Annotated in this window: 13 protein-coding genes; 2 read left to right on the top strand and 11 right to left on the bottom strand. The window is 62.4% G+C overall.

All coding sequences use genetic code 11. The annotated features are described in order from the left end of the window. Positions 1-7 precede the first annotated feature (7 nt). The 11 genes from AC3A5O_RS25845 to glnE form a co-directional block, all read right to left on the bottom strand. Entirely contained in the window at positions 8-904 is an 897-nt protein-coding gene (locus AC3A5O_RS25845) for an antimicrobial resistance protein Mig-14 (RefSeq protein WP_305469432.1), read from the bottom strand. Then, positions 904-2,034 (bottom strand): glycosyltransferase, encoded by a 1,131-nt coding sequence (locus AC3A5O_RS25840; protein WP_305469430.1) that lies wholly within the window; start codon positions 2,032-2,034, stop codon positions 904-906. Before AC3A5O_RS25840 ends, AC3A5O_RS25845 begins: the two co-directional genes overlap by 1 nt. Continuing rightward, complete coding sequence (locus AC3A5O_RS25835) at positions 2,018-3,775, bottom strand: carbamoyltransferase family protein (RefSeq protein ID WP_003197115.1); 1,758 nt, start codon at positions 3,773-3,775, stop codon at positions 2,018-2,020. Before AC3A5O_RS25835 ends, AC3A5O_RS25840 begins: the two co-directional genes overlap by 17 nt. A gap of 390 nt (positions 3,776-4,165) precedes the next feature. Further along, on the bottom strand, positions 4,166-5,626 hold the full coding sequence (locus AC3A5O_RS25830) for a lipopolysaccharide kinase InaA family protein (protein ID WP_305469428.1): 1,461 nt from the start codon (positions 5,624-5,626) through the stop codon (positions 4,166-4,168). After that, complete coding sequence (locus AC3A5O_RS25825) at positions 5,626-6,378, bottom strand: lipopolysaccharide kinase InaA family protein (protein WP_305469426.1); 753 nt, start codon at positions 6,376-6,378, stop codon at positions 5,626-5,628. Before AC3A5O_RS25825 ends, AC3A5O_RS25830 begins: the two co-directional genes overlap by 1 nt. After that, positions 6,375-7,109 (bottom strand): lipopolysaccharide kinase InaA family protein, encoded by a 735-nt coding sequence (locus tag AC3A5O_RS25820; protein WP_305469424.1) that lies wholly within the window; start codon positions 7,107-7,109, stop codon positions 6,375-6,377. The genes AC3A5O_RS25825 and AC3A5O_RS25820 overlap by 4 nt, the downstream gene beginning before the upstream one ends. After that, positions 7,109-7,915, bottom strand: a complete 807-nt coding sequence (gene rfaP / locus AC3A5O_RS25815; protein WP_122564995.1) for a lipopolysaccharide core heptose(I) kinase RfaP — start codon at positions 7,913-7,915, stop codon at positions 7,109-7,111. The genes AC3A5O_RS25820 and rfaP overlap by 1 nt, the downstream gene beginning before the upstream one ends. Continuing rightward, complete coding sequence (locus AC3A5O_RS25810; RefSeq protein ID WP_487753904.1) at positions 7,912-9,036, bottom strand: glycosyltransferase family 4 protein; 1,125 nt, start codon at positions 9,034-9,036, stop codon at positions 7,912-7,914. The genes rfaP and AC3A5O_RS25810 overlap by 4 nt, the downstream gene beginning before the upstream one ends. Continuing rightward, positions 9,036-10,094 (bottom strand): lipopolysaccharide heptosyltransferase I, encoded by a 1,059-nt coding sequence (gene waaC / locus AC3A5O_RS25805; protein ID WP_305469422.1) that lies wholly within the window; start codon positions 10,092-10,094, stop codon positions 9,036-9,038. Before waaC ends, AC3A5O_RS25810 begins: the two co-directional genes overlap by 1 nt. 1 nt (position 10,095) lies before the next feature. Beyond that, positions 10,096-11,130, bottom strand: coding sequence for a lipopolysaccharide heptosyltransferase II (gene waaF, locus AC3A5O_RS25800; RefSeq protein WP_122564998.1), 1,035 nt, complete (start codon positions 11,128-11,130; stop codon positions 10,096-10,098). A gap of 480 nt (positions 11,131-11,610) precedes the next feature. Beyond that, positions 11,611-14,562: a bifunctional [glutamate--ammonia ligase]-adenylyl-L-tyrosine phosphorylase/[glutamate--ammonia-ligase] adenylyltransferase gene (gene glnE, locus AC3A5O_RS25795; RefSeq protein WP_487753903.1), complete on the bottom strand. Its 2,952-nt coding sequence runs from the start codon at positions 14,560-14,562 to the stop codon at positions 11,611-11,613. 382 nt (positions 14,563-14,944) lie between these two features. On the opposite strand from glnE, the gene aceE reads away from it, so the two are divergent. Both aceE and aceF read left to right on the top strand, forming a co-directional pair. Beyond that, entirely contained in the window at positions 14,945-17,590 is a 2,646-nt protein-coding gene (aceE, locus tag AC3A5O_RS25790; protein ID WP_122565000.1) for a pyruvate dehydrogenase (acetyl-transferring), homodimeric type, read from the top strand. An 11-nt stretch (positions 17,591-17,601) separates the two neighbouring features. Beyond that, on the top strand, positions 17,602-19,242 hold the full coding sequence (gene aceF / locus AC3A5O_RS25785; RefSeq protein WP_487753902.1) for a dihydrolipoyllysine-residue acetyltransferase: 1,641 nt from the start codon (positions 17,602-17,604) through the stop codon (positions 19,240-19,242). The last annotated feature ends 399 nt before the right edge of the window (positions 19,243-19,641 follow it).

The raw sequence follows: 19,641 nt of genomic DNA, 5'->3' as shown, positions 1-19,641 counted from the left end.
GGTGGGTTCATACGGTAAACACCGGCACAGGGTTGCACCAACGGTCCTTGTATTCCCGGTCCGCCCGGCCGAACGAAAAACGCAACGGTTTGCCGGCGGCGCGGGCATGTTCCCAGGCGCTTTGGGTGTTGAGGAAGCTCAACACGCTGCCGGGGCTGAATTCGCGGGTCTGCGGGTCGACGCCACCGTTGATGTACTCGACGCTGATCCACTCGGGCGCTTCGACGCGATACACCAGTTGGATGGCAATCGGTGCATCGTTGAGAAAGATCACCGAGCCGATCAGCCATTCGCGCAGCAGCTCGATCACCTCGCCCATGCGCTCGGCACCGGTGGCCGCAAAGCCCCAGCGACGCAAGAACAGGTCACAGTAGATCGCGGCCAGCTCGGCGCTGGAAAACTCGCCCACCGGCCGCACCACCCCGCCCGCCTCTTCCAGCAAACGCAGTTCACGGCGCTGGTTGTAGCGAAACTTCTTGGACAACTCTTCCGGCGTGCGGGCCATGGCCAGTTGCTCTTGCTGCAACTTCAAGCCACTGAAGCGTCCCTCGTTGAGGGCTGACAGGTAACGTCCGCGATGACGCAGCGGCGCTTGTGCATCGGGTGCCGCCGGTAGGATCAACTCGGCATTGCCCAGGTCGAACAAGCCCTTCTTGCCGCTGCGCTTGAGCACGTCTTTGGACAGTGCCAGGTCGCGCCCCCAGGTCGGTATGGCGGCCTTGAGTTCACCACCCTGCTCGAAGGCCAGGTAACGCACGGGAATCCCGGCCAGGGCCGCCAGGCGCTCGACCACCTGGGGATGGGTGGCCACGCTGCCGCCAAAACGCTGCCAGGCCTGGGCATACATTGACGCGTCTACGGCGGTCCAGCCGCGCTCGCGCCAGCCTTGGAATCGGTTGAGCATCAGGCCCTCGGCGCCAGTTCGGTGACTTGGGGCAAACGCCAGAATGCCTCGCGTACGGCGCGATCCGAAAAACGTTCGCGCAAGCGATCGAGCATCAGCTCGGCGCATTGGCGACGCTGCAGATCGTCCATGGCCGCCAGGTGTTGCAGCCCTTGGGCCATGTGCTCGGCGTCGCCCAGCGGAAACAGGATGCCGACGCCTTCGACCACTTCCTTGGCACCACCGCAGGCCGTGGCCAACAACGGTACGCCGGCAGCCATGGCCTCGAGCAGCACCATGCCGAATGGTTCGTGGTCGGAGCTGAGGGCAAACACATCAAAAGCGCGAAAATAACGGCGCGCCTCGGGCACCTGGCCGAGCAACAGCACACGATCGGCAATGCCCAGTTCCAGCGCCAACGCCCGAAGCGATTGCTCCCGGCGACCCTCACCGAGAATCGCCAACTGGCTGTTGGCCGGCAGATACGCCAGCGCCGCCGCAAAACCGCGCAACAAGGTGGCTTGATCCTTGTCCGGGTGCAGGCGGCCGACATTGCCGATAATCCAGGCATGCGCGTCCAGCCCCAGGGTGTGCCGCGCCTCCTCCCGGGAGACCAGGCTGGCTTGGACGGCATCAAGGTCGATGCGGTTGTAGAGGGTCTGGATCCGGCTGGCCGGCCATTTCGCCAGGCAACGGCGCATGTCGTCACGCACCGCATCGGAAACCCCGAGCAGGCTCAGGCGCTTGCGAAAGACCTCGGCGAACAGCCGACGGGTACGTCGGTGGTAGTCGCCAAAGGCATGGTGCACGCCAATCACCGGCAGGCGGGTACCCAGCAGGGCGATGTAGATCGGCTTGAAACGATGGGCAATGCAGAAACTGAAATTGCGCGAGGCGGCGATCTTGCGCAGATCGCCGATGGCGCCCAGCTTCAGGCCACGAATGGCGCTGGAGCTGTATTCCATGAACAGCACCTCGTCCGAGGCACAGGCGGCGGCGACTAGCGCATCCGCCGCCCCGGTGAGGAACACCGTGGTCACGCGATAGCCAGTACCCGCGAACAGGCTGGCGTACTGACGGGCGCAGTCCAGGAACGGCCCGTCATAACCGTGGCAGAACTGCAGCACATGTCGCTCAGCCGAGCGTGTCATAAGCGTCCACGCCGTCTTTGACCACCAGAATGTCTTCCATGATCAGATACTGTAGGTCGGAACCGAAGAACATGTTCAGCGCGTCGGTCGGCGAGCAGATCATCGGTTCGCCACGACGGTTGAGCGAGGTGTTCAGCGACACGCCGTTACCGGTCAGCACTTCCAGGGCCTTCATCATGTCGTAGTAGCGCGGGTTGTATTCGCGCTTGAGCACCTGGGCCCGGGAGGTGCCGTCTTCATGGACGACTTCCGGCACGCGGGTTTTCCATTCTTCGGCCACTTCGAAAGTGAAGGTCATGAACGGTGCAGGGTGATCGACCTTGATCATCTGCGGCGCAACGGTGTCGAGCATCGACGGGCAGAAAGGCCTCCAGCGCTCGCGGAACTTGATCTGCTCGTTGATCCGATCGGCCACGCCGCTGGCGCTTGGGCAGCCGATGATCGAACGACCGCCCAGGGCACGCGGGCCAAACTCCATGCGCCCCTGGAACCAGGCCACCGGGTTGCCGTCGACCATGATCTTGGCGATGCGCTCGGGGGTGTTGTCGATCTTGCGCCACGCAGGCTTGCTCGGATGACGGGCGCACGCAGCGATCACGTCTTCGTTGCTGTAGGCCGGGCCGAGGTAGACGTGTTCCATCTTCTCCACCGGCACGCCACGGGCGTGGGACACATACGCCGCCGCACCCACCGCCGTACCGGCGTCGCCGGAGGCCGGTTGCACGAACAGCTCCTTGACGTCGTCACGGGCGATGATTTTCTGGTTCAGCTTGACGTTCAACGCGCAGCCACCGGCGAAGGCCAGCTTGCCGGTTTCCTTGAGCACGTCGCCCAGATAGTGGTCGATCATTTGCAGCGCGAGCTTCTCGAACAGCGCCTGCATGCTCGCCGCATAGTGGATGTACGGCTCGTCGGCGATGTCGCCTTCACGTTTAGGGCCGAGCCATTCGATCAGCTTCGGCGAGAAGTAGAAGCCCTTGCCCTTCTCTTTATAGCGGCGCAGGCCGATTACGTTGGCGTAGTCGGTGTTGATCACCAGCTCGCCGTTTTCGAACGAGGCCAGACGGGAGAAATCGTACTTGGTGGCATCGCCGTAAGGCGCCATGCCCATGACCTTGAATTCGCCGTCGAGCATTTCAAAACCGAGAAACTCGGTGATCGCACCGTACAGGCCGCCCAGGGAGTCCGGGTCGAAGAATTCCTTGATCTTGTGGATCTTGCCGTTTTCACCGTAGCCGAAGAAGGTCGTGGCGTATTCGCCCTTGCCGTCGATGCCCAGGATCGCGGTTTTTTCCTGGAAGCCCGAGCAGTGATAGGCGCTGGAGGCGTGGGCCAAGTGATGCTCGACCGGTTCGATCTTGATTTTTTTCGGGTCGAAGCCCAATTGCTCCAGGCACCAGACGATCTTGCGGCGATAACGCTTGTAGCGACGATTGCCCATCAGGATCGCGTCGAGGGCGCGATCCGGGGCGTACCAGTAACGTTTGGCGTAGTGCCAGCGTGCTTCGCCGAACAGGCTGATCGGGGCGAAGGGAATCGCCACCACATCGACATCGGAAGGCTTGATGCCGGCCTGCTCCAGGCAGAACTTCGCCGACTCGTAGGGCATGCGGTTCTTTGCATGTTTATCGCGTACGAAGCGCTCTTCCTCAGCCGCCGCGATCAGCTTGCCGTCAATGTACAGCGCGGCGGAAGGATCATGGCTAAGGGCGCCGGACAGGCCAAGAATCGTCAATGCCACAGGGTCTAGCCTCTTCTATCTGCATACGGGCGCCAAGCGCCGCGAAAAATGGAGGTGCCGCGCGCCAAGGGTGCGGGGCAGCTAAAGGGCGGGATTATAGCTTAAAAGCGATCTTAAGCCTCTAGCGGTGAGTGGGGAGCTTGGGGCTTTGCCGTTCGGGCGTTTATTGACGGTATCCATGTAGCTGAACCACCGCCATCGCGAGCAAGCTCGCTCCCACATGGGTTTGCGGGTGTTCACAATATTGCAAACACTACAAAAACCTGTGGGAGCGAGCTTGCTCGCGATGGCGATGGTGCATTTCACACCTGAATCCGCCCCCTTGCTCGGCTTGTAGGTCTATGCGACCCGTGGCGACCTCAAGCGAGCAGCAAGGTCTTCACTTGTGGCTCATAGAGTGGACGAGGCGCTATCGACTGCTTTGGGCACCCGCTGGTCAATCACCCGATACAACGCACTCCCCTCGGGCCAATTACGCATGAACCGCGCGCGATCCCGGGCGTAGGCCTGGGCGAAGCTGGCCTGGGTACGGTGTTGGCACATGGAGTCCAGGTCGATCAGCGCCCATCGATCCTCCTGCCAGAACAAGTTGTGACCCTTGAAGTCGCCGTGGCTGATGCGCTCACGGATCAGGTCGGCGAACAGCCGGTCCAGTGCCAGCAATTCAGGCTCGGGGGCGTTGCCGCTTTCCACATAGGGGGCAAAGCGTTCGATGATGTCGGGGCCCGACAAATACTCGGTCACCAGATAAGCGCCGCGGCGCAGCCACAGGACACGCTTTTCCAGCAAAGCCAAGGGCTTGGGTGTAGCGATGCCGAGAAAGGCCAGGCGATGGCCTTCGCGCCAGGAATGCCAGGCGCGACTCGGGCGCCAGAAGCGCTTGAGCCAGTGGGCGAAGTTCTTGATGTTGTAGCGCTTGATCACCAAGGTGCGACCGTTCGCCTCGACTTTGCCGACGCTGGCCGCGCCGCCGGTCTTGTACAGGTGGCCCTGGTCGAGCAACGCATCGGCCTGCTCCAGCACCGGCGTCATGGCTGCTTCTTCATCCCGCCGGATTGCCCGCAAGCTGAACGCCCCGCGCTGTACGCTGAACAGGCTGCACTCGCGCCCGACTTTTTCGAGGAAATCCTTCAGGCGCCAGGCCTGCACCTTGTCGATCTGTTTTTGCAACGCTTCCATGGGCAGCGCGTGTTCGGCGTTGCCCAACAGGTAGTACACCAACAGCTCTTCATTGAAAGGCTGGAGGGCCTTGGGAAGCTGGGCGAAAAACACCCCCAGGTTCTCCAGGACTTTCTGCCGCGACAACGGTTGCCCCGGGGTCTCAGCGCGGATACCGGCACCGTCGATCAAGTAGAGCTTGCCGTCGTGGCGCAGCAGGTTGTCCAGGTGCAGGTCTTCCTGCCACAGGCCTTTGCCGTGCAGTTGCGCGATGGCGCCGAGGGCTTCGGCCAGCACCGCCGACTGTTCGTCGGCCAGCAAGGGCAGGTTTTCGACCTGTTTCCAGGCATCGCCCAGGCTCTCGGCGTCTTCGAGCAACTCGAACAACAACCAGCCACCTTCAGCCTCGTTCAAGCCATCGGCGAGCAACAACGGAGTCGTCAGCCCTTGCTCCGCCAGCAGGCGCACGCCTTGCAGTTCCCGCTGGAAATGCCGGGCGGCCTTGCTGCCCACCAATAATTTGGCCAGCACCGGCCGACCACGCCAGACGCCCGCCCCGACATAACGCTGCCCCGGCAACACCCGCAGCAGCGAAAGCAGTTGCAGTTGCGCCGGGCCCGCGGCATCTGCCAGTTCCAGGCTCAGCGGCAGGATCGGGCTGCGGCCGGCGTTCTTCAATTCGGACAAATGCATCAACGAGCTCCCTTGTGGCTGCGCCGGGCGCTCAGGCGGGTCATCCAGCTGTCGACCAGCCCGGCGTCGAGCGGTTGGTCCAGATAGGTGGACAACAGCTGGCGCACATCGGCATCACTCCAGATGGACGCACGACGCAGCAACGGCTCCAGGTCCTTGACTCGATCACGCTGGCCAAACAGCAGCGGCCGGGTCTTTTCCAGATCGATCAATTGCGCCTGATAACCGTCGGCGGTGGCTTGCAGGAAGATGTGTTTTGGATAGAAGCAGCCGTGCACCTGATGCATGCCGTGCAGGCGCCGCGCCAACTGCCCGCAGGCGTTGAGAATGGTGGCGCGCTGGGTCGCCGTCAGGCTCGGCCAGCGTTGCAACAGCGAGTCCAGGTCGTCCCAGCCATCCAGGGCCCGGGTCAGCAGGATCGCCCGCACCTCGCCGTCCACTTTGCGCTGACCGTAGAACACCGCTTGCAGGGCCGGAATCCCCAACTGCCGATAACGGCTGATGTTGCGAAACTCCCGGGAAAAACTCGGCTCGCCCAAGGGGTGGGACCAGGTCCGGGTCAGGTAGTTGCTCTGGCGCTTGAGGTAATAACCCTGCCCTTCCAGCTCCAGCCGGAACACGCTGCTCCAGCCGTCGCCCGAGGTGTTGGGTTCGTCCACCGCGTCCAGTTGCCGCGCCCACAAGGCCTCGAAGCTGTCCAGGCCATGACGTTGCAACAACGCCCGGTCTTCAGCGGCCAGAAAATCAGTCATTCACGCCCCTCGAAAAATCTCACCACGTGACGGATGCGCTTCTTGTCACACGCATCGAGCCGGTCGCGCTGGCGGTATTGCAGGTAAAAACGCAGGCGCTGTGTGGCCGACAAATGGTATTTGGCCACTTTATCCAGGCACGCCAGATCCTTGGTAATACGGTACTTGAGCCAGAAACCGCGCCAGAAATCCCCGTTCGGGCAGTCGATCAAAAACAGCTGCGAGCGGTCATCGATCAACAGGTTGCGCCACTTCAGGTCGTTATGGGTGAAGCGATGCTCGTGCATGGTCCGCGTGTAACTGGCAAGTTGCCGACTCACACCATCGACCCAGGCGCGGTCAGTCAGCCTCGGATCTTGACGATCGGCCAAGGCCGAGAGGTCTTCGGTATGCGGAAGTTCGCGGGTAATCAGCGCACCACGGGCATAGCTCACACCGTTTCGCTCCAAGCCCCAGCCCACGACTTCGGCGGTGGGAATACCCCATTTGGCGAAGCGCTTGAGGTTCTGCCATTCGGATTTGACCCGTGGCTTGCCCAGGTAGCGCCGCAAGCCTTTGCCGGCGCCGACGTAGCGCTTGACGTAGTAGTTCACGCCGTTTCGCTGCACCCGGATCACCTCTGACAACGGGTCACGGGTCAAGCGCTCCCCTTGCAGCGCGAACACCGCTTCAAGACTGCCAAAATCCTGCGCCAGCTCGGCGTATGCAGGCTCCAGATTCCAACCCGACATCAGAGCGCGTCCCCATACCGCTGCTTTCGGGCATACAGCTTGTTGGCCTTGCCTTCGAGCCAGGCCAGCAACGAAGCCTCTTCGGCGAGGATCCGCCGCAGCGGCTGCTGGAAATAGCCCTTGAGAAAACGCAACTTGTCGCGGCGGGTCAGGCCAATGTCCAGCGCCGAGAAATACAGCGCCGCCAGGTCCTTGTTGCGCCAGCGAGTGGTGATGGCGGGACGGGTCTGGGCGCGGTGCAGGTCGATCACCGAAAGTTTGAAATCTCCAGGCGTCACCGGCTTGTCGGTGTGCAGCAGAAAGTGGCAGATGTAGCAGTCGCGATGGTTGACGCCGGCACGGTGCATCATGCCGGTCATGCGCGCCACTTCGGCGATCAGCGCACGCTTGAGCGTCGGCTGGGGTGGCTGCTTGACCCAATCGATGCTGAAGTCTTCGAGACTGACGGTCGGCGCCAGTTCTTCGGTGACGATGAACGAGTGCTGGTCCGCCGGGTTGCTACCCTTCTCGCCGTAGGCGACCGCGGTCATGGTCGGCACGCCGGCTTCCTGCAAGCGCTGGATCGCCTTCCACTCCTGCCCTGCGCCGAGTACCGGCAGCTTGGCGGTGAACAGGTTCTTGAAAATCTCGCCCCAACCGATGCCACGGTGGATCTTCACGAAAAAGCCGCGACCGTCCACCTCCGTGCGCAAGGTGCGCCGGGCTTCCAGTTCGCGATAGACCTCGCCCTTGAGCCCTTCGACTTCGGCGAACGCATCGCGCCCGGCCCAAAGGCTCTTGAACGGTTCGGCCAGCATCAATTTCATTGTGCGTGCTCCGCCAATATCACATCGGCCGCGTGCTGCGGCATGCTGTAGAGGTCGGCCGTCTCGGCGAAGGCCAGACCGTTGCGACTCCAGGCCGCCCGTGCTTCGGCGTCGTTCAACATGCGCCCCAGGTATTCGGTGAGCTGGGCTTGTTCGAACGGCTCATCCAGCACCAGGCCACTGTCGGCCTCGGCGATGTAATGGGCGTACCCACACACCGCGCTGACCAGCACCGGCAACCCCGCCACCAGTGCTTCGAGCAGCACGGTGCCGGTGTTCTCGTTGTACGCCGGATGGATCAACAGGTCGGCGCCCAGCAGGAAACGCGGGATGTCGCTACGGCCCTTGAGGAACCGCACGTTGTCGCCCAGACCCAGCGCGGCGCTCTGCAGTTGGAATACTTTGGGGTCATCCTGGCCAATTACAAACAGCCGGGTGCGTTTTCGCAGTTCCGCTGGCAGCGCGGCCAGGGCCTTGAGGCTGCGATCCACGCCCTTGGTCTTGAACCCGGAGCCGATCTGCACCAGCAGCAGGTCATCGTCGGCCAACTCGAATTCGACCCGGAACGCGGCGCGAATTTCATCGGCATCGGCGGGCCGCCGGCGGTCCTGGGCGATGCCCGGCGGCAGCAGGTGAAAGCGTTCCAACGGCGTGCCGTAGTGCTTGATGAACAGCGGCTGCTGGACTTCGGAAATCATCAGTACGTCGGTTTTTGCATCCTTGGCGAATACGGCCCGCTCGTACTCGGCGAAATGCCGGTAGCGACCCCAGCGCCGGTACAGCGAATTGCGCAAGTTCTGCGCCTTGTCTTCAAAACAGCCATCAGCGGCGTAGTACACGTCCAGGCCAGGCATTTTGTTGAAGCCGATCAAGCGATCCACCGGACGCTTGGCCAGGTCGGCCTCCATCCACGCGCTGAGCTTCTCGTTGCGGCGATGATTGGACAGCGCCTTGACCGGTGCCACCAGCACCTCGAAGCCGGGCGGCACGTCACCTTCCCAGATCAGCGTGTAGACACGGATCTGGTGACCGCGTCGCTGGCATTCCAGGGCGATGCGCATGAAGTCACGCTGCAGGCCACCGAAGGGGAAGTATTTATAAAGGACAAAAGCCAATTGCATCAGCGCGGCTCCTCAGCCAATAACGTGCTCAGGTGGCTGGCAACACGCTCGGGGTTCAGACGCGTGAAGCACAGGGGCTGCTCGCGTTTCAGGTCAAACCGCCGGGCATCTTCGGCGGTCGGCGGGTAAGTGCATTGCTTCTGCATGCACGGCGCGCATGGGAAATCACTGGCCAGGTGAATCTGGCCCTTGCCATAGGCGCCGGTCAGCACCGGATTGGTCGGGCCGAGCAGAGAAATGGTCGGCACGTCCAGGGCCGCAGCCAAATGCCCGAGGCCGGTGTCCACGGCCACGCAGGCCTGGGCTCCGGCAAGCACCTTGCCCATGCCGCCGAGGTTCAGCTTCGGCAGTACCAAGGCATTGCGCAGCCCGCTGGCGATGCGTTCGGCCCGGGCCTTTTCGGCAGGGTTTCCCCACGGCAGTTTCACCACCACGCCGAACTGGCCCATGCGTTCGGTGAGCTGGCGCCAGTACAGTTCGGGCCAATGCTTGGATTCCCAAGTCGTGCCGTGCAGGAACACCACGTAGGGGTAGGGGCGTGGCAATTCCACCAATCGGTCGATGTCGAGGCCATAACTGCCCTGGGTTTGCGGCAGGTCATAGCCCAGCGCCAAGGCGAACAATTGGCGCACGCGCTCGACCGCGTGTTGACCGCGAGCCACCGCCAGGCGTCGGGAATAAAAGCGCGCCGCCAGGGGCTCACGGGCCGAATTCTTATCCAGGCCGGCCACTGGCGCCTTGACGTAACGGGTCAGCCAGGCGCTTTTCAACAGACCCTGGGCGTCAATCACCAGGTCGTATTTTTCGGCGCGCACGCTCTGCTTGAAGCGTCGCCACTCGCCACTCTTGATGGTTTGCCAGAGGTTCTTGCGCCAGCGACGGATCGCCACCGGGATGACCTTGTCCACGGCCGGGTGCCAGGTGGGGATTTCGGCAAAGCCTTCTTCCACCACCCAATCGAACTTGATACCCGGAATCGCCCGCGCCGCATCGGTCAGTGCCGGCAGGGTGTGGACCACATCCCCCAGCGACGAGGTCTTGATCAGCAATACCCGCAAGTTACCGAACCTCCACGGGAGTGCCCTGCAAACGCTCCAGGGCCTCGTTCACCGACGGCGGCATGAGTTGGCGCAGGCAGTTGTAATGACCGAAACGGCAGGTGCGGTCGAAGCACGGGCTGCACTCGATGCCCAGGCGCACAACTTCGACCTGGTCGGCCAGCGGCGGCGTGAAGCCTGGCGAGGTGGAACCGTAGACCGCCACCAGCGGGCGGTTCAGGGCTGCGGCCACGTGCATCAGGCCCGAGTCGTTGGACACCACCGAATCGGCGCAGGACAGCAGGTCGATGGCCTCGGCCAGGGAGGTGTCGCCACTGAGGTTCACCGACTCTTCCCGCAGGCCCGGGATCAGCCGCGAGCGGATGTCCTCGCCCACCGGGTGATCTTTTTTCGAGCCGAACAGCCAGACTTGCCAGCCTTCGCGAATCTTCGCCTCGGCCACCTGGGCGTAATGCTCCGCCGGCCAGCGTTTGGATTCGCCGAACTCGGCCCCTGGACACAGGGCCAGCACCGGACGATCCAGGCTCAGGCCGAACTTGGCCAGCGCCGCGTCACGGGTCACCGGGTCGATTTGCAGGCTCGGCCGTGGATAGGGTTTTGGCAATTCGGCACCCGGTGCGTAGGCCAAGGCCATGAAGCGCTCGATCATCAGCGGGTAACGGTCTTTTTCCAGCTTGCGCACGTCATTGAGCAGGCCGTAGCGAAATTCGCCACGCCAGCCGGTGCGCTTGGGAATGCCAGCGAAGAACGGCACCAGCGCCGATTTCAACGAATTGGGCAACAGGATCGCCTGGTCGTACTGACCGGCCAGGGATTTGCCGATCCGTCGACGGGTCGCCAGCTCCAGCGCGCCATGGCCGAGCGGGAAGCTCAAGGCCTTGCGCACTTCGGGCATGCGTTCCAGGATCGGCCGGCTCCACTCGGGGGCCAGGACGTCGATTTCGCACTGCGGATGACGCTGCTTCAGGCACTGGAACAGTGTCTGCGCCATCACCATGTCACCGACCCAACTGGGCCCAACGATCAGAATATTCATGTGCTTTCCAAAAACGATACGGGGAGGCCTACGCCTCCCCGCCTCGAGAATCACTGTGGCTTAGGTCGTTGCCTGTTGCCCTAATCTACAACACACCACCCATCTACTGTGGGAGCGAGCTTGCTCGCGAAGAGCCAGCCCATTCAACAGCACTGTCGCCTGACCCACCGCCATCGCGAGCAAGCTCGCTCCCACAAGGGTTCTGCATAGGTTTCAAGTACCGTGCCGCACCACAAATCCACTGTGGGAGCGGGCTTGCTCGCGATGAGGCCATCACATCCGGCATCCCAGTTGCCTGACACTTCGCCTTCGCGAGCAAGCTCGCTCCCACAAGGGTTCTGCATAGGTTTCAAGTACCGTGCCGCACCAAAAATCCACTGTGGGAGCGAGCTTGCTCGCGATGAGGCCATCACATCCAACATCAATGTCGCCTGACATTCCGCCATCGCGAGCAAGCTCGCTCCCACATTTATTCAATACTCAGCTCAGTCCCAGCTCTCGCCAGATCCGAACTACCTGCCGGCGTTCATCCACGAACTGGTCACCTGCGATCACCCCGGCATCTTTCTGCAAGGCCTGGCGGTGGGCGGCGGAGCGGTAGGCTTTGTAGGCTTCGCGCAACAGCGTGGCATCTTCGGCCGGCATCAACCCGACCTCCTGCAACCCGTCCAGAATGCGGATGTTATCGGTGTAGCGCACCAGCGATGGATGCTCTTGGGACCACGCCAGGGCCGCGTATTGCACCATAAATTCAATATCGACGATACCTCCGGCATCCTGCTTGAGGTCAAAGGGCGCCGTGGCCTCGAAGGCATTCGCCGCGGTCCCGGCGGCGGTGGCCTTGCTGCCCAGGTTGTCGCGCATCTTGGCGCGCATCTCGCTGACCTCCTGACGCAGCGTCGGCAAATCACGCTTGCGCCCCAGTACCTGGGCGCGGACCTTCTCGAACGCCTGGCCCACGTCCTGGCTGCCCACCAGCACACGGGCTCGCACTAACGCCTGATGCTCCCAGGTCCAGGCTTCGTTCTCCTGGTAACGGGCAAACGCCCCGAGGGAACTGACCAGCAACCCCGACGCCCCGGACGGCCGCAGGCGCATGTCCACTTCATACAACTGCCCGGAGTTGGTCTGGGCCGTCAGCAAGTGGATGATCCGCTGGCCGAGGCGGGTGAAGAACTGCGCGCCATCGATAGGTTTCGGCCCATCGGTTTCCGCCAGAGGATCGCCGTCGTGAATGAAGACCAGGTCCAAGTCGGAACCATGCCCCAACTCCAGGCCGCCGACCTTCCCATAACCGACAATAATAAAGCCCGGATCGCACAGGCTGCCGTCAGTACGCAATGGCACGCCGTGCTTGGCGGTCGTCTGGCGCCAGGCCAGGGCCAGCACTTGTTCGAGAATCGCCTCGGCCAGCCAGGTCAGGTAATCGCTGACCTTCATCAGCGGCAGGCTGCCGGCGATTTCCGAGGCCGCTACCCGCAGGCGGTGCGCCAGCTTGAAATGCCGCAACGCCTCCATTTGCTGCTCCAGATCATCCTCGGGAATACGCGTCAGGCGCTCACGCAACTCCGCGGCCAACTCTGGCGCCAGGGGCGGCTTGAACAACCGGCCCTCGTTGAGCAACTCATCGAGCAGCAGCGGGAAACGGGTGATCTGCTCGGCAATCCACGGACTCGCTGCGCACAGCGTCAGCAAGCGCCGCAGCGCGCCGGGGTTTTCCGTCAACAGCACCAGGTAGGCCGAACGGCGGGCCACAGCCTCCACCAAGGGCAGTACCCGCTCCAGCACCAGGTCCGGATCGGCATGTTCCACGGCCTGGGCCAGCAGGCGCGGAATGAACGCATCCAGGCGCTCGCGTCCCAGGCGCTGCATGGCGCGCAGTTGCGGGCTGCCACGCAGGACGGCCAGGGCCTTGAGGGCTTTGGGCGCATCGGTGAAGCCGCCTTCTTCCAACTGACGGCACGCCGCTTCTTCATTTTGGCTGTCTTCCCACAACGGCAACCATTCGCCGCCTACCGCCATTTCGCTTTCGCCGCCCTCTTCTTCATCCGGGTCGGCGATGACCTGGCCGAAGTGCCAGGCCACACGACCGCGCCAGTACATCAGTTGCTCGTGAAAGGCCGACCAGTCGGCGAAACCCAGCATGAACGCAATGCGTGCCTGGTCCTGCGGGCTGTCCGGCAACATCTGGGTCTGGCGGTCGGCGATGGCCTGGATCGCATGCTCGGTATAACGCAGGAACTCATAGCCCTGACGCAACTCATCAACCACCTTGCCCGGCAGGTACCCCTGGCCCTCCAGGGTGCCCAACACTTTGAGCAACGGGCGCTGCTGCAAGCTCAAGTCGCGACCGCCATGAATCAGCTGGAACGCCTGGGCAATGAACTCCACCTCGCGAATGCCGCCCGAGCCCAGCTTGATGTTGTCGGCCATGCCCTTGCGCCGCACCTCCTGCTGGATCAGTTGCTTCATCGTGCGCAGCGCTTCGATGGCGGAAAAATCCAGGTAACGGCGATAGACGAACGGGCGCAGCATGTCGAGCAATTGCGCGCCGGCCACCTGGTCGCCGGCCACTACCCGGGCCTTGATCATGGCGTAGCGTTCCCAGTCGCGCCCCTGATCCTGGTAATACTGTTCCAAGGCATTGAAGCTCAGCACCAACGCACCGGCCGAGCCGTAGGGGCGCAGGCGCATGTCGACACGGAACACGAAACCATCGACGGTCATCGGGTCCAGGGCCTTGATCAGGCGCTGGCCGACGCGGATGAAAAACTCCTGGTTATCCAGCGGCCGTTTGACGCCCACGGTTTCGCCACCCTCGGGGTAGGCGAAGATCAGGTCGATGTCCGACGACAGGTTCAGTTCCACGGCCCCCAGCTTGCCCATGCCCAGAATGACCATCTGCTGCGGTTCGCCGCTGCGCCGTCCGGTGGGCGTGCCGAATTGCTGACTGAGGCGCTGGTACAACCAGTGGTAAGCCTGGTCGATGCAGGTGTCGGCCATGTCCGAAAGATCGCGGCAGGTCTGGACCAGGTCGGCCTGGCGGGTCAGGTCGCGCCAGATGATCCGCACCTGCTGGCGGGTGCGCTGGCGGCGCAGGACGCGGCCCAGTTCGTCTTCGGTTTCGGCGGCCTGCACGGCGGCAGCGATCTGCGCGCGCATTTCATCAGGCGCCAGGCTGCGGTCCAGTTCACCGCTGCGCACCAGTTCCAGCAGCATCACCGGATCACGGACACTCTGCTCGATAACGAAGTCGCTGGCGGCGGCAATACGGTTGAACGCCTCCCAGCGTTGCGGGGTCCATGCCGACAGGCCGTGATCTTCATCGAGCAAGGCGACCGCCGCACGGAACGACTGCTCGGCACGATTGACCAATGACTGGAGAATGACCGGTACCGTTTCCGGTATTGGGGCAAGCGAGGGCAGGCTCATGGTCTATCCTTGATCGGCGCGGGAAAGGCTGGATGTAGTGTTTTTTCAGAAGACACTACCTGATCGACTGTCGAACAAAGATGATAAATAGCTGAAAATCTGATTTTATTGGCAGCCGGCATCAAGTTTTTACCTGTTCGAGTTGGCTAAAGACCAACAGTAACGATTATTCTCACAACGAAATGAGGGGCCACGAGCCGCTCAGGTGTAGTTTTACTACTCGTCTATACATTCGAAAGGCTGAAACGGCCGACGATTTGTAGTAAAACTACACGCCGCCGAAACAACCTTCGGCAATCCAAGAATTTATATCGTCTGCCCACAAGGCCAGTCGCAAACTCAGGCAACCGATTCTGGTAGCCTTTCCGCCCTGGAGCAAGCCATGCAAGACCTCGATCCCGTCGAAACCCAGGAATGGCTGGACGCCCTGGAATCGGTTCTCGACAAAGAAGGCGAAGACCGTGCTCATTATCTGATGACCCGTATGGGCGAACTCGCGACCCGCAGCGGCTCGCAACTGCCCTACGCCATCACCACGCCGTACCGCAACACGATCCCCGTTACCCACGAAGCACGCATGCCTGGCGACCTGTTCATGGAACGCCGCATTCGCTCGCTGGTACGCTGGAACGCGTTGGCCATGGTCATGCGTACCAACCTGAAAGATTCTGACCTGGGCGGTCACATCTCCAGCTTCGCCTCCAGCGCGACGCTGTATGACATCGGTTTCAACTATTTCTTCCAGGCCCCGACCGACGAACACGGCGGCGACCTGATCTACTTCCAGGGTCACGCATCGCCAGGCGTCTACGCCCGTGCGTTCATGGAAGGCCGCATCACCGAAGACCAGATGAACAACTTCCGCCAGGAAGTGGACGGCAACGGCCTGTCCTCGTACCCGCACCCTTGGCTGATGCCTGATTTCTGGCAGTTCCCGACCGTTTCCATGGGCCTGGGCCCGATCCAGGCGATCTACCAGGCGCGCTTCATGAAGTACCTGGAAGCCCGTGGCTTCATCCAGCCAGGCAAGCAGAAAGTCTGGTGCTTCATGGGCGACGGCGAGTGCGACGAGCCGGAATCCCTGGGCGCGATCTCCCTGGCCGGCCGCGAGAAGCTGGACAACCTGATCTTCGTCATCAACTGCAACCTGCAGCGCCTCGACGGCCCGGTTCGCGGCAACGCCAAGATCATCCAGGAACTCGAAGGCGTGTTCCGTGGCGCCCAGTGGAACGTCAACAAAGTCATCTGGGGCCGTTTCTGGGACCCACTGCTGGCCAAGGACGTCGACGGCATCCTGCAACGCCGCATGGACGAAGTCATCGACGGCGAGTACCAGAACTACAAGGCCAAGGACGGCGCGTTCGTCCGCGAGCACTTCTTCAACTCGCCTGAACTCAAGGCCATGGTCGCCGACCTGTCCGACGACGAGATCTGGAAGCTCAACCGTGGCGGCCACGACCCGTACAAGGTCTACGCGGCGTACCACCAGGCGGTCAACCACAAAGAGCAGCCGACCGTCATCCTGGCCAAGACCATCAAGGGTTATGGCACCGGTGCCGGCGAAGCGAAGAACACCGCGCACAACACCAAGAAAGTCGATGTCGACAGCCTGAAGTTGTTCCGCGACCGCTTCGACATTCCGGTCAAGGACAGCGAGCTGGAAAACCTGCCGTTCTTCAAGCCCGAAGAAGGCAGCGCCGAAGCCCGTTACCTGGCCGAGCGCCGTGCCGCACTGGGTGGTTTCGTGCCCCAGCGTCGCGCCAAGAGCTTCAGCATCCCGACCCCGCCACTGGAGACCCTCAAGGCGATCCTGGACGGTTCGGGCGACCGTGAAATCTCCACCACCATGGCCTTCGTGCGGATCCTTGCGCAACTGGTCAAGGACAAGGAAATCGGCCAGCGCATCGTCCCGATCATCCCGGACGAAGCCCGTACCTTCGGTATGGAAGGCATGTTCCGTCAGTTGGGCATCTACTCGTCCGTCGGCCAGCTCTACGAGCCAGTCGATAAAGACCAGGTGATGTTCTACCGCGAAGACAAGAAGGGCCAGATCCTCGAAGAAGGCATCAACGAAGCGGGCGCCATGAGCTCCTTCATTGCCGCCGGTACTTCGTACTCCAGCCACAACCAGCCGATGCTGCCGTTCTACATCTTCTACTCGATGTTCGGCTTCCAGCGTATTGGCGACCTGGCCTGGGCCGCTGGCGACAGCCGTACCCGTGGCTTCCTGATCGGCGGCACCGCCGGCCGCACCACGCTGAACGGTGAAGGCCTGCAGCACGAAGACGGCCACAGCCACATGCTGGCCGGGACCATCCCGAACTGCCGCACCTATGATCCGACCTACGGCTACGAGCTGGCGGTGATCATCCAGGACGGCATGAAGAAGATGACCGAAGAGCAACAGGACGTTTTCTACTACATCACCGTGATGAACGAGTCCTACCAGCAGCCAGCCATGCCGGCCGGTGTCGAGGCTGGCATCGTCAAGGGCATGTACCTGCTCGAGGAAGACACCCGCGAAGCGGCGCACCACGTCCAGTTGATGGGCTCGGGCACCATCCTGCGCGAAGTGCGCGAGGCTGCGAAGATCCTGCGTGAAGAATTCAACGTCGGCGCCGACGTCTGGAGCGTCACCAGCTTCAACGAACTGCGTCGCGACGGCCTGGCCGTAGAGCGCAGCAACCGCCTGCACCCTGGCCAGAAGCCAAAGCTGAGCTACGTCGAAGAATGCCTGAACGGCCGCAAAGGTCCGGTCATCGCCTCTACCGACTACATGAAGCTGTTCGCCGAGCAGATCCGCCAGTGGGTTCCATCCAAGGAATTCAAAGTGCTGGGCACCGACGGTTTCGGCCGTAGCGACAGCCGCAAGAAGCTGCGTCACTTCTTCGAAGTCGACCGTAAGTTCGTTGTGTTGGCAGCCCTGGAAGCCCTGGCTGACCGTGGCGATATCGAACCTAAAGTGGTGGCCGAGGCCATCGTCAAGTTCGGCATCGATCCAGAAAAACGCAACCCACTGGACTGCTGAGGAGAATTTTCGTGAGCGAACTCATTCGCGTACCTGACATCGGCAGCGGTGAAGGTGAAGTAATTGAACTGTTTGTGAAGGTCGGCGACCGTATCGAAGCCGACCAGAGCATCCTGACGCTTGAGTCGGACAAGGCCAGCATGGAAGTGCCTGCGCCGAAGGCCGGTGTCATCAAGAGCCTGAAAGTGAAGCTGGGCGACCGCCTGAAAGAAGGCGACGAACTGCTGGAGCTGGAAGTCGAGGGCGCCGCTGCGGCGCCTGAAGCGCCCGCCCCTGCCGCTGCCCCGGCCGCCGCTGAAAAGCCTGCCGCCGCACCGGCTGCCGAAGCGGCTCCCGCGCCCGCCGCTGCGCCTGCCGCGGCCACGGTCCAGGACATTCATGTTCCGGACATCGGTTCGTCGGGCAAGGCCAAGATCATCGAAGTGCTGGTCAAGGTCGGCGACACCGTCGAAGCCGACCAGTCGCTGATCACCCTGGAATCCGACAAGGCCAGCATGGAAATCCCATCGCCGGCCGCCGGTGTGGTGGAAAGCGTCGAGATCAAGCTGGAAGACGAAGTTGGCACCGGTGACCTGATCCTGAAGCTGAAAGTGGCCGGTGCTGCGGCACCTGCCGCGCCAGCCCAGGCTGCTGCGCCTGCGGCCAAGACCGAAGCTGCACCGGCTCCAGCCGCCGCGCCTGCCGCCAAGGCCGAGGCTGCCCCAGCCCCTGCCGCCGCTGCGCCGGCACCCAGCGGTGCCAAGGTGCACGCAGGCCCTGCGGTGCGTCAGTTGGCCCGTGAATTCGGTGTCGAGCTGTCGGCCGTCGGCCCAAGCGGCCCACATGGTCGTGTGCTCAAGGAAGACGTGCAAGCCTACGTCAAGGCCATGATGCAGAAGGCCAAGAACGCACCGGCCGAAGGCGCCACCGGCGGCGCGGGCATCCCGCCGATCCCGGCGGTGGACTTCAGCCGCTTCGGCGAAACCGAAGAAGTGGCCATGACTCGCCTGATGCAGATCGGCGCGTCGAGCCTGCACCGCAGCTGGCTGAACATTCCCCACGTGACTCAGTTCGACCAGGCCGATATCACCGAGCTGGAAGCTTTCCGCGTCGCGCAGAAAGCCGTGGCGGAAAAGGCCGGCGTGAAGCTGACCGTGCTGCCACTGCTGCTCAAGGCCTGTGCGCACCTGCTCAAGGAACTGCCGGACTTCAACGCCTCCCTGGCCCCAAGCGGCAAGGCTGTGATCCGCAAGAAATACGTGCACATCGGCTTTGCCGTCGACACCCCGGAAGGCCTGCTGGTACCGGTCATCCGCAACGTCGATCAGAAGAGCCTGCTGCAACTGGCTGCCGAAGCCGCTGCCCTGGCCGAAAAAGCCCGGAACAAGAAGCTCACCGCCGACGACATGCAAGGCGCCTGCTTCACCATCTCCAGTCTCGGCCACATTGGCGGCACCGGCTTCACGCCGATCGTCAACGCGCCGGAAGTGGCGATCCTGGGTGTTTCCAAGGCCACCATCCAGCCGGTCTGGGACGGTAAAGCCTTCCAGCCGAAGCTGATGCTGCCTCTGTCGCTGTCCTACGATCACCGTGTGATCAACGGCGCCGCCGCGGCACGCTTCACCAAGCGCTTGAGCGACTTGCTGGGCGACATCCGCACCATCCTGCTGTAACACCGGGCGGCCCTCCCTTGGGGGAGGGCCATTCGGCGCATCGTTTTCCGAGCGCCACGCTCGTACCTCAACCCCGTCCGTTTGGCGGGGCTTTTTTTTGCCTGGAATTCAGGCCGGGTATATGGGTATTGGATGTGCCGGCCTCATCGAGAGCAGGCTCGCTCCCACAATGGATTTGCGGTGCGGCACAGTACCTGAAACTGATGAAGCCCTGTGGGTGCTGTTCACTTAGGAAAAGTGGCGTTTTTTCAGAAATGGAAAGCGTCGTTTTTTGGAAAAATCTACTCGCCTTTTTCCGGGCAGGTGGTGTGTATATCCATTGCTGCGGTAACGGCTGCTGGCGGTTCCGCTCTTACAGCGGGTCACTTTTGAAGAGCCCGGAAGCCGGCCCAGTCAAAA

Source organism: Pseudomonas sp. Soil_N_39 (assembly GCF_057655955.1).
Note: the sequence above shows the minus strand (reverse complement) of the source record. Positions and strands in the feature narration are given on the sequence as shown.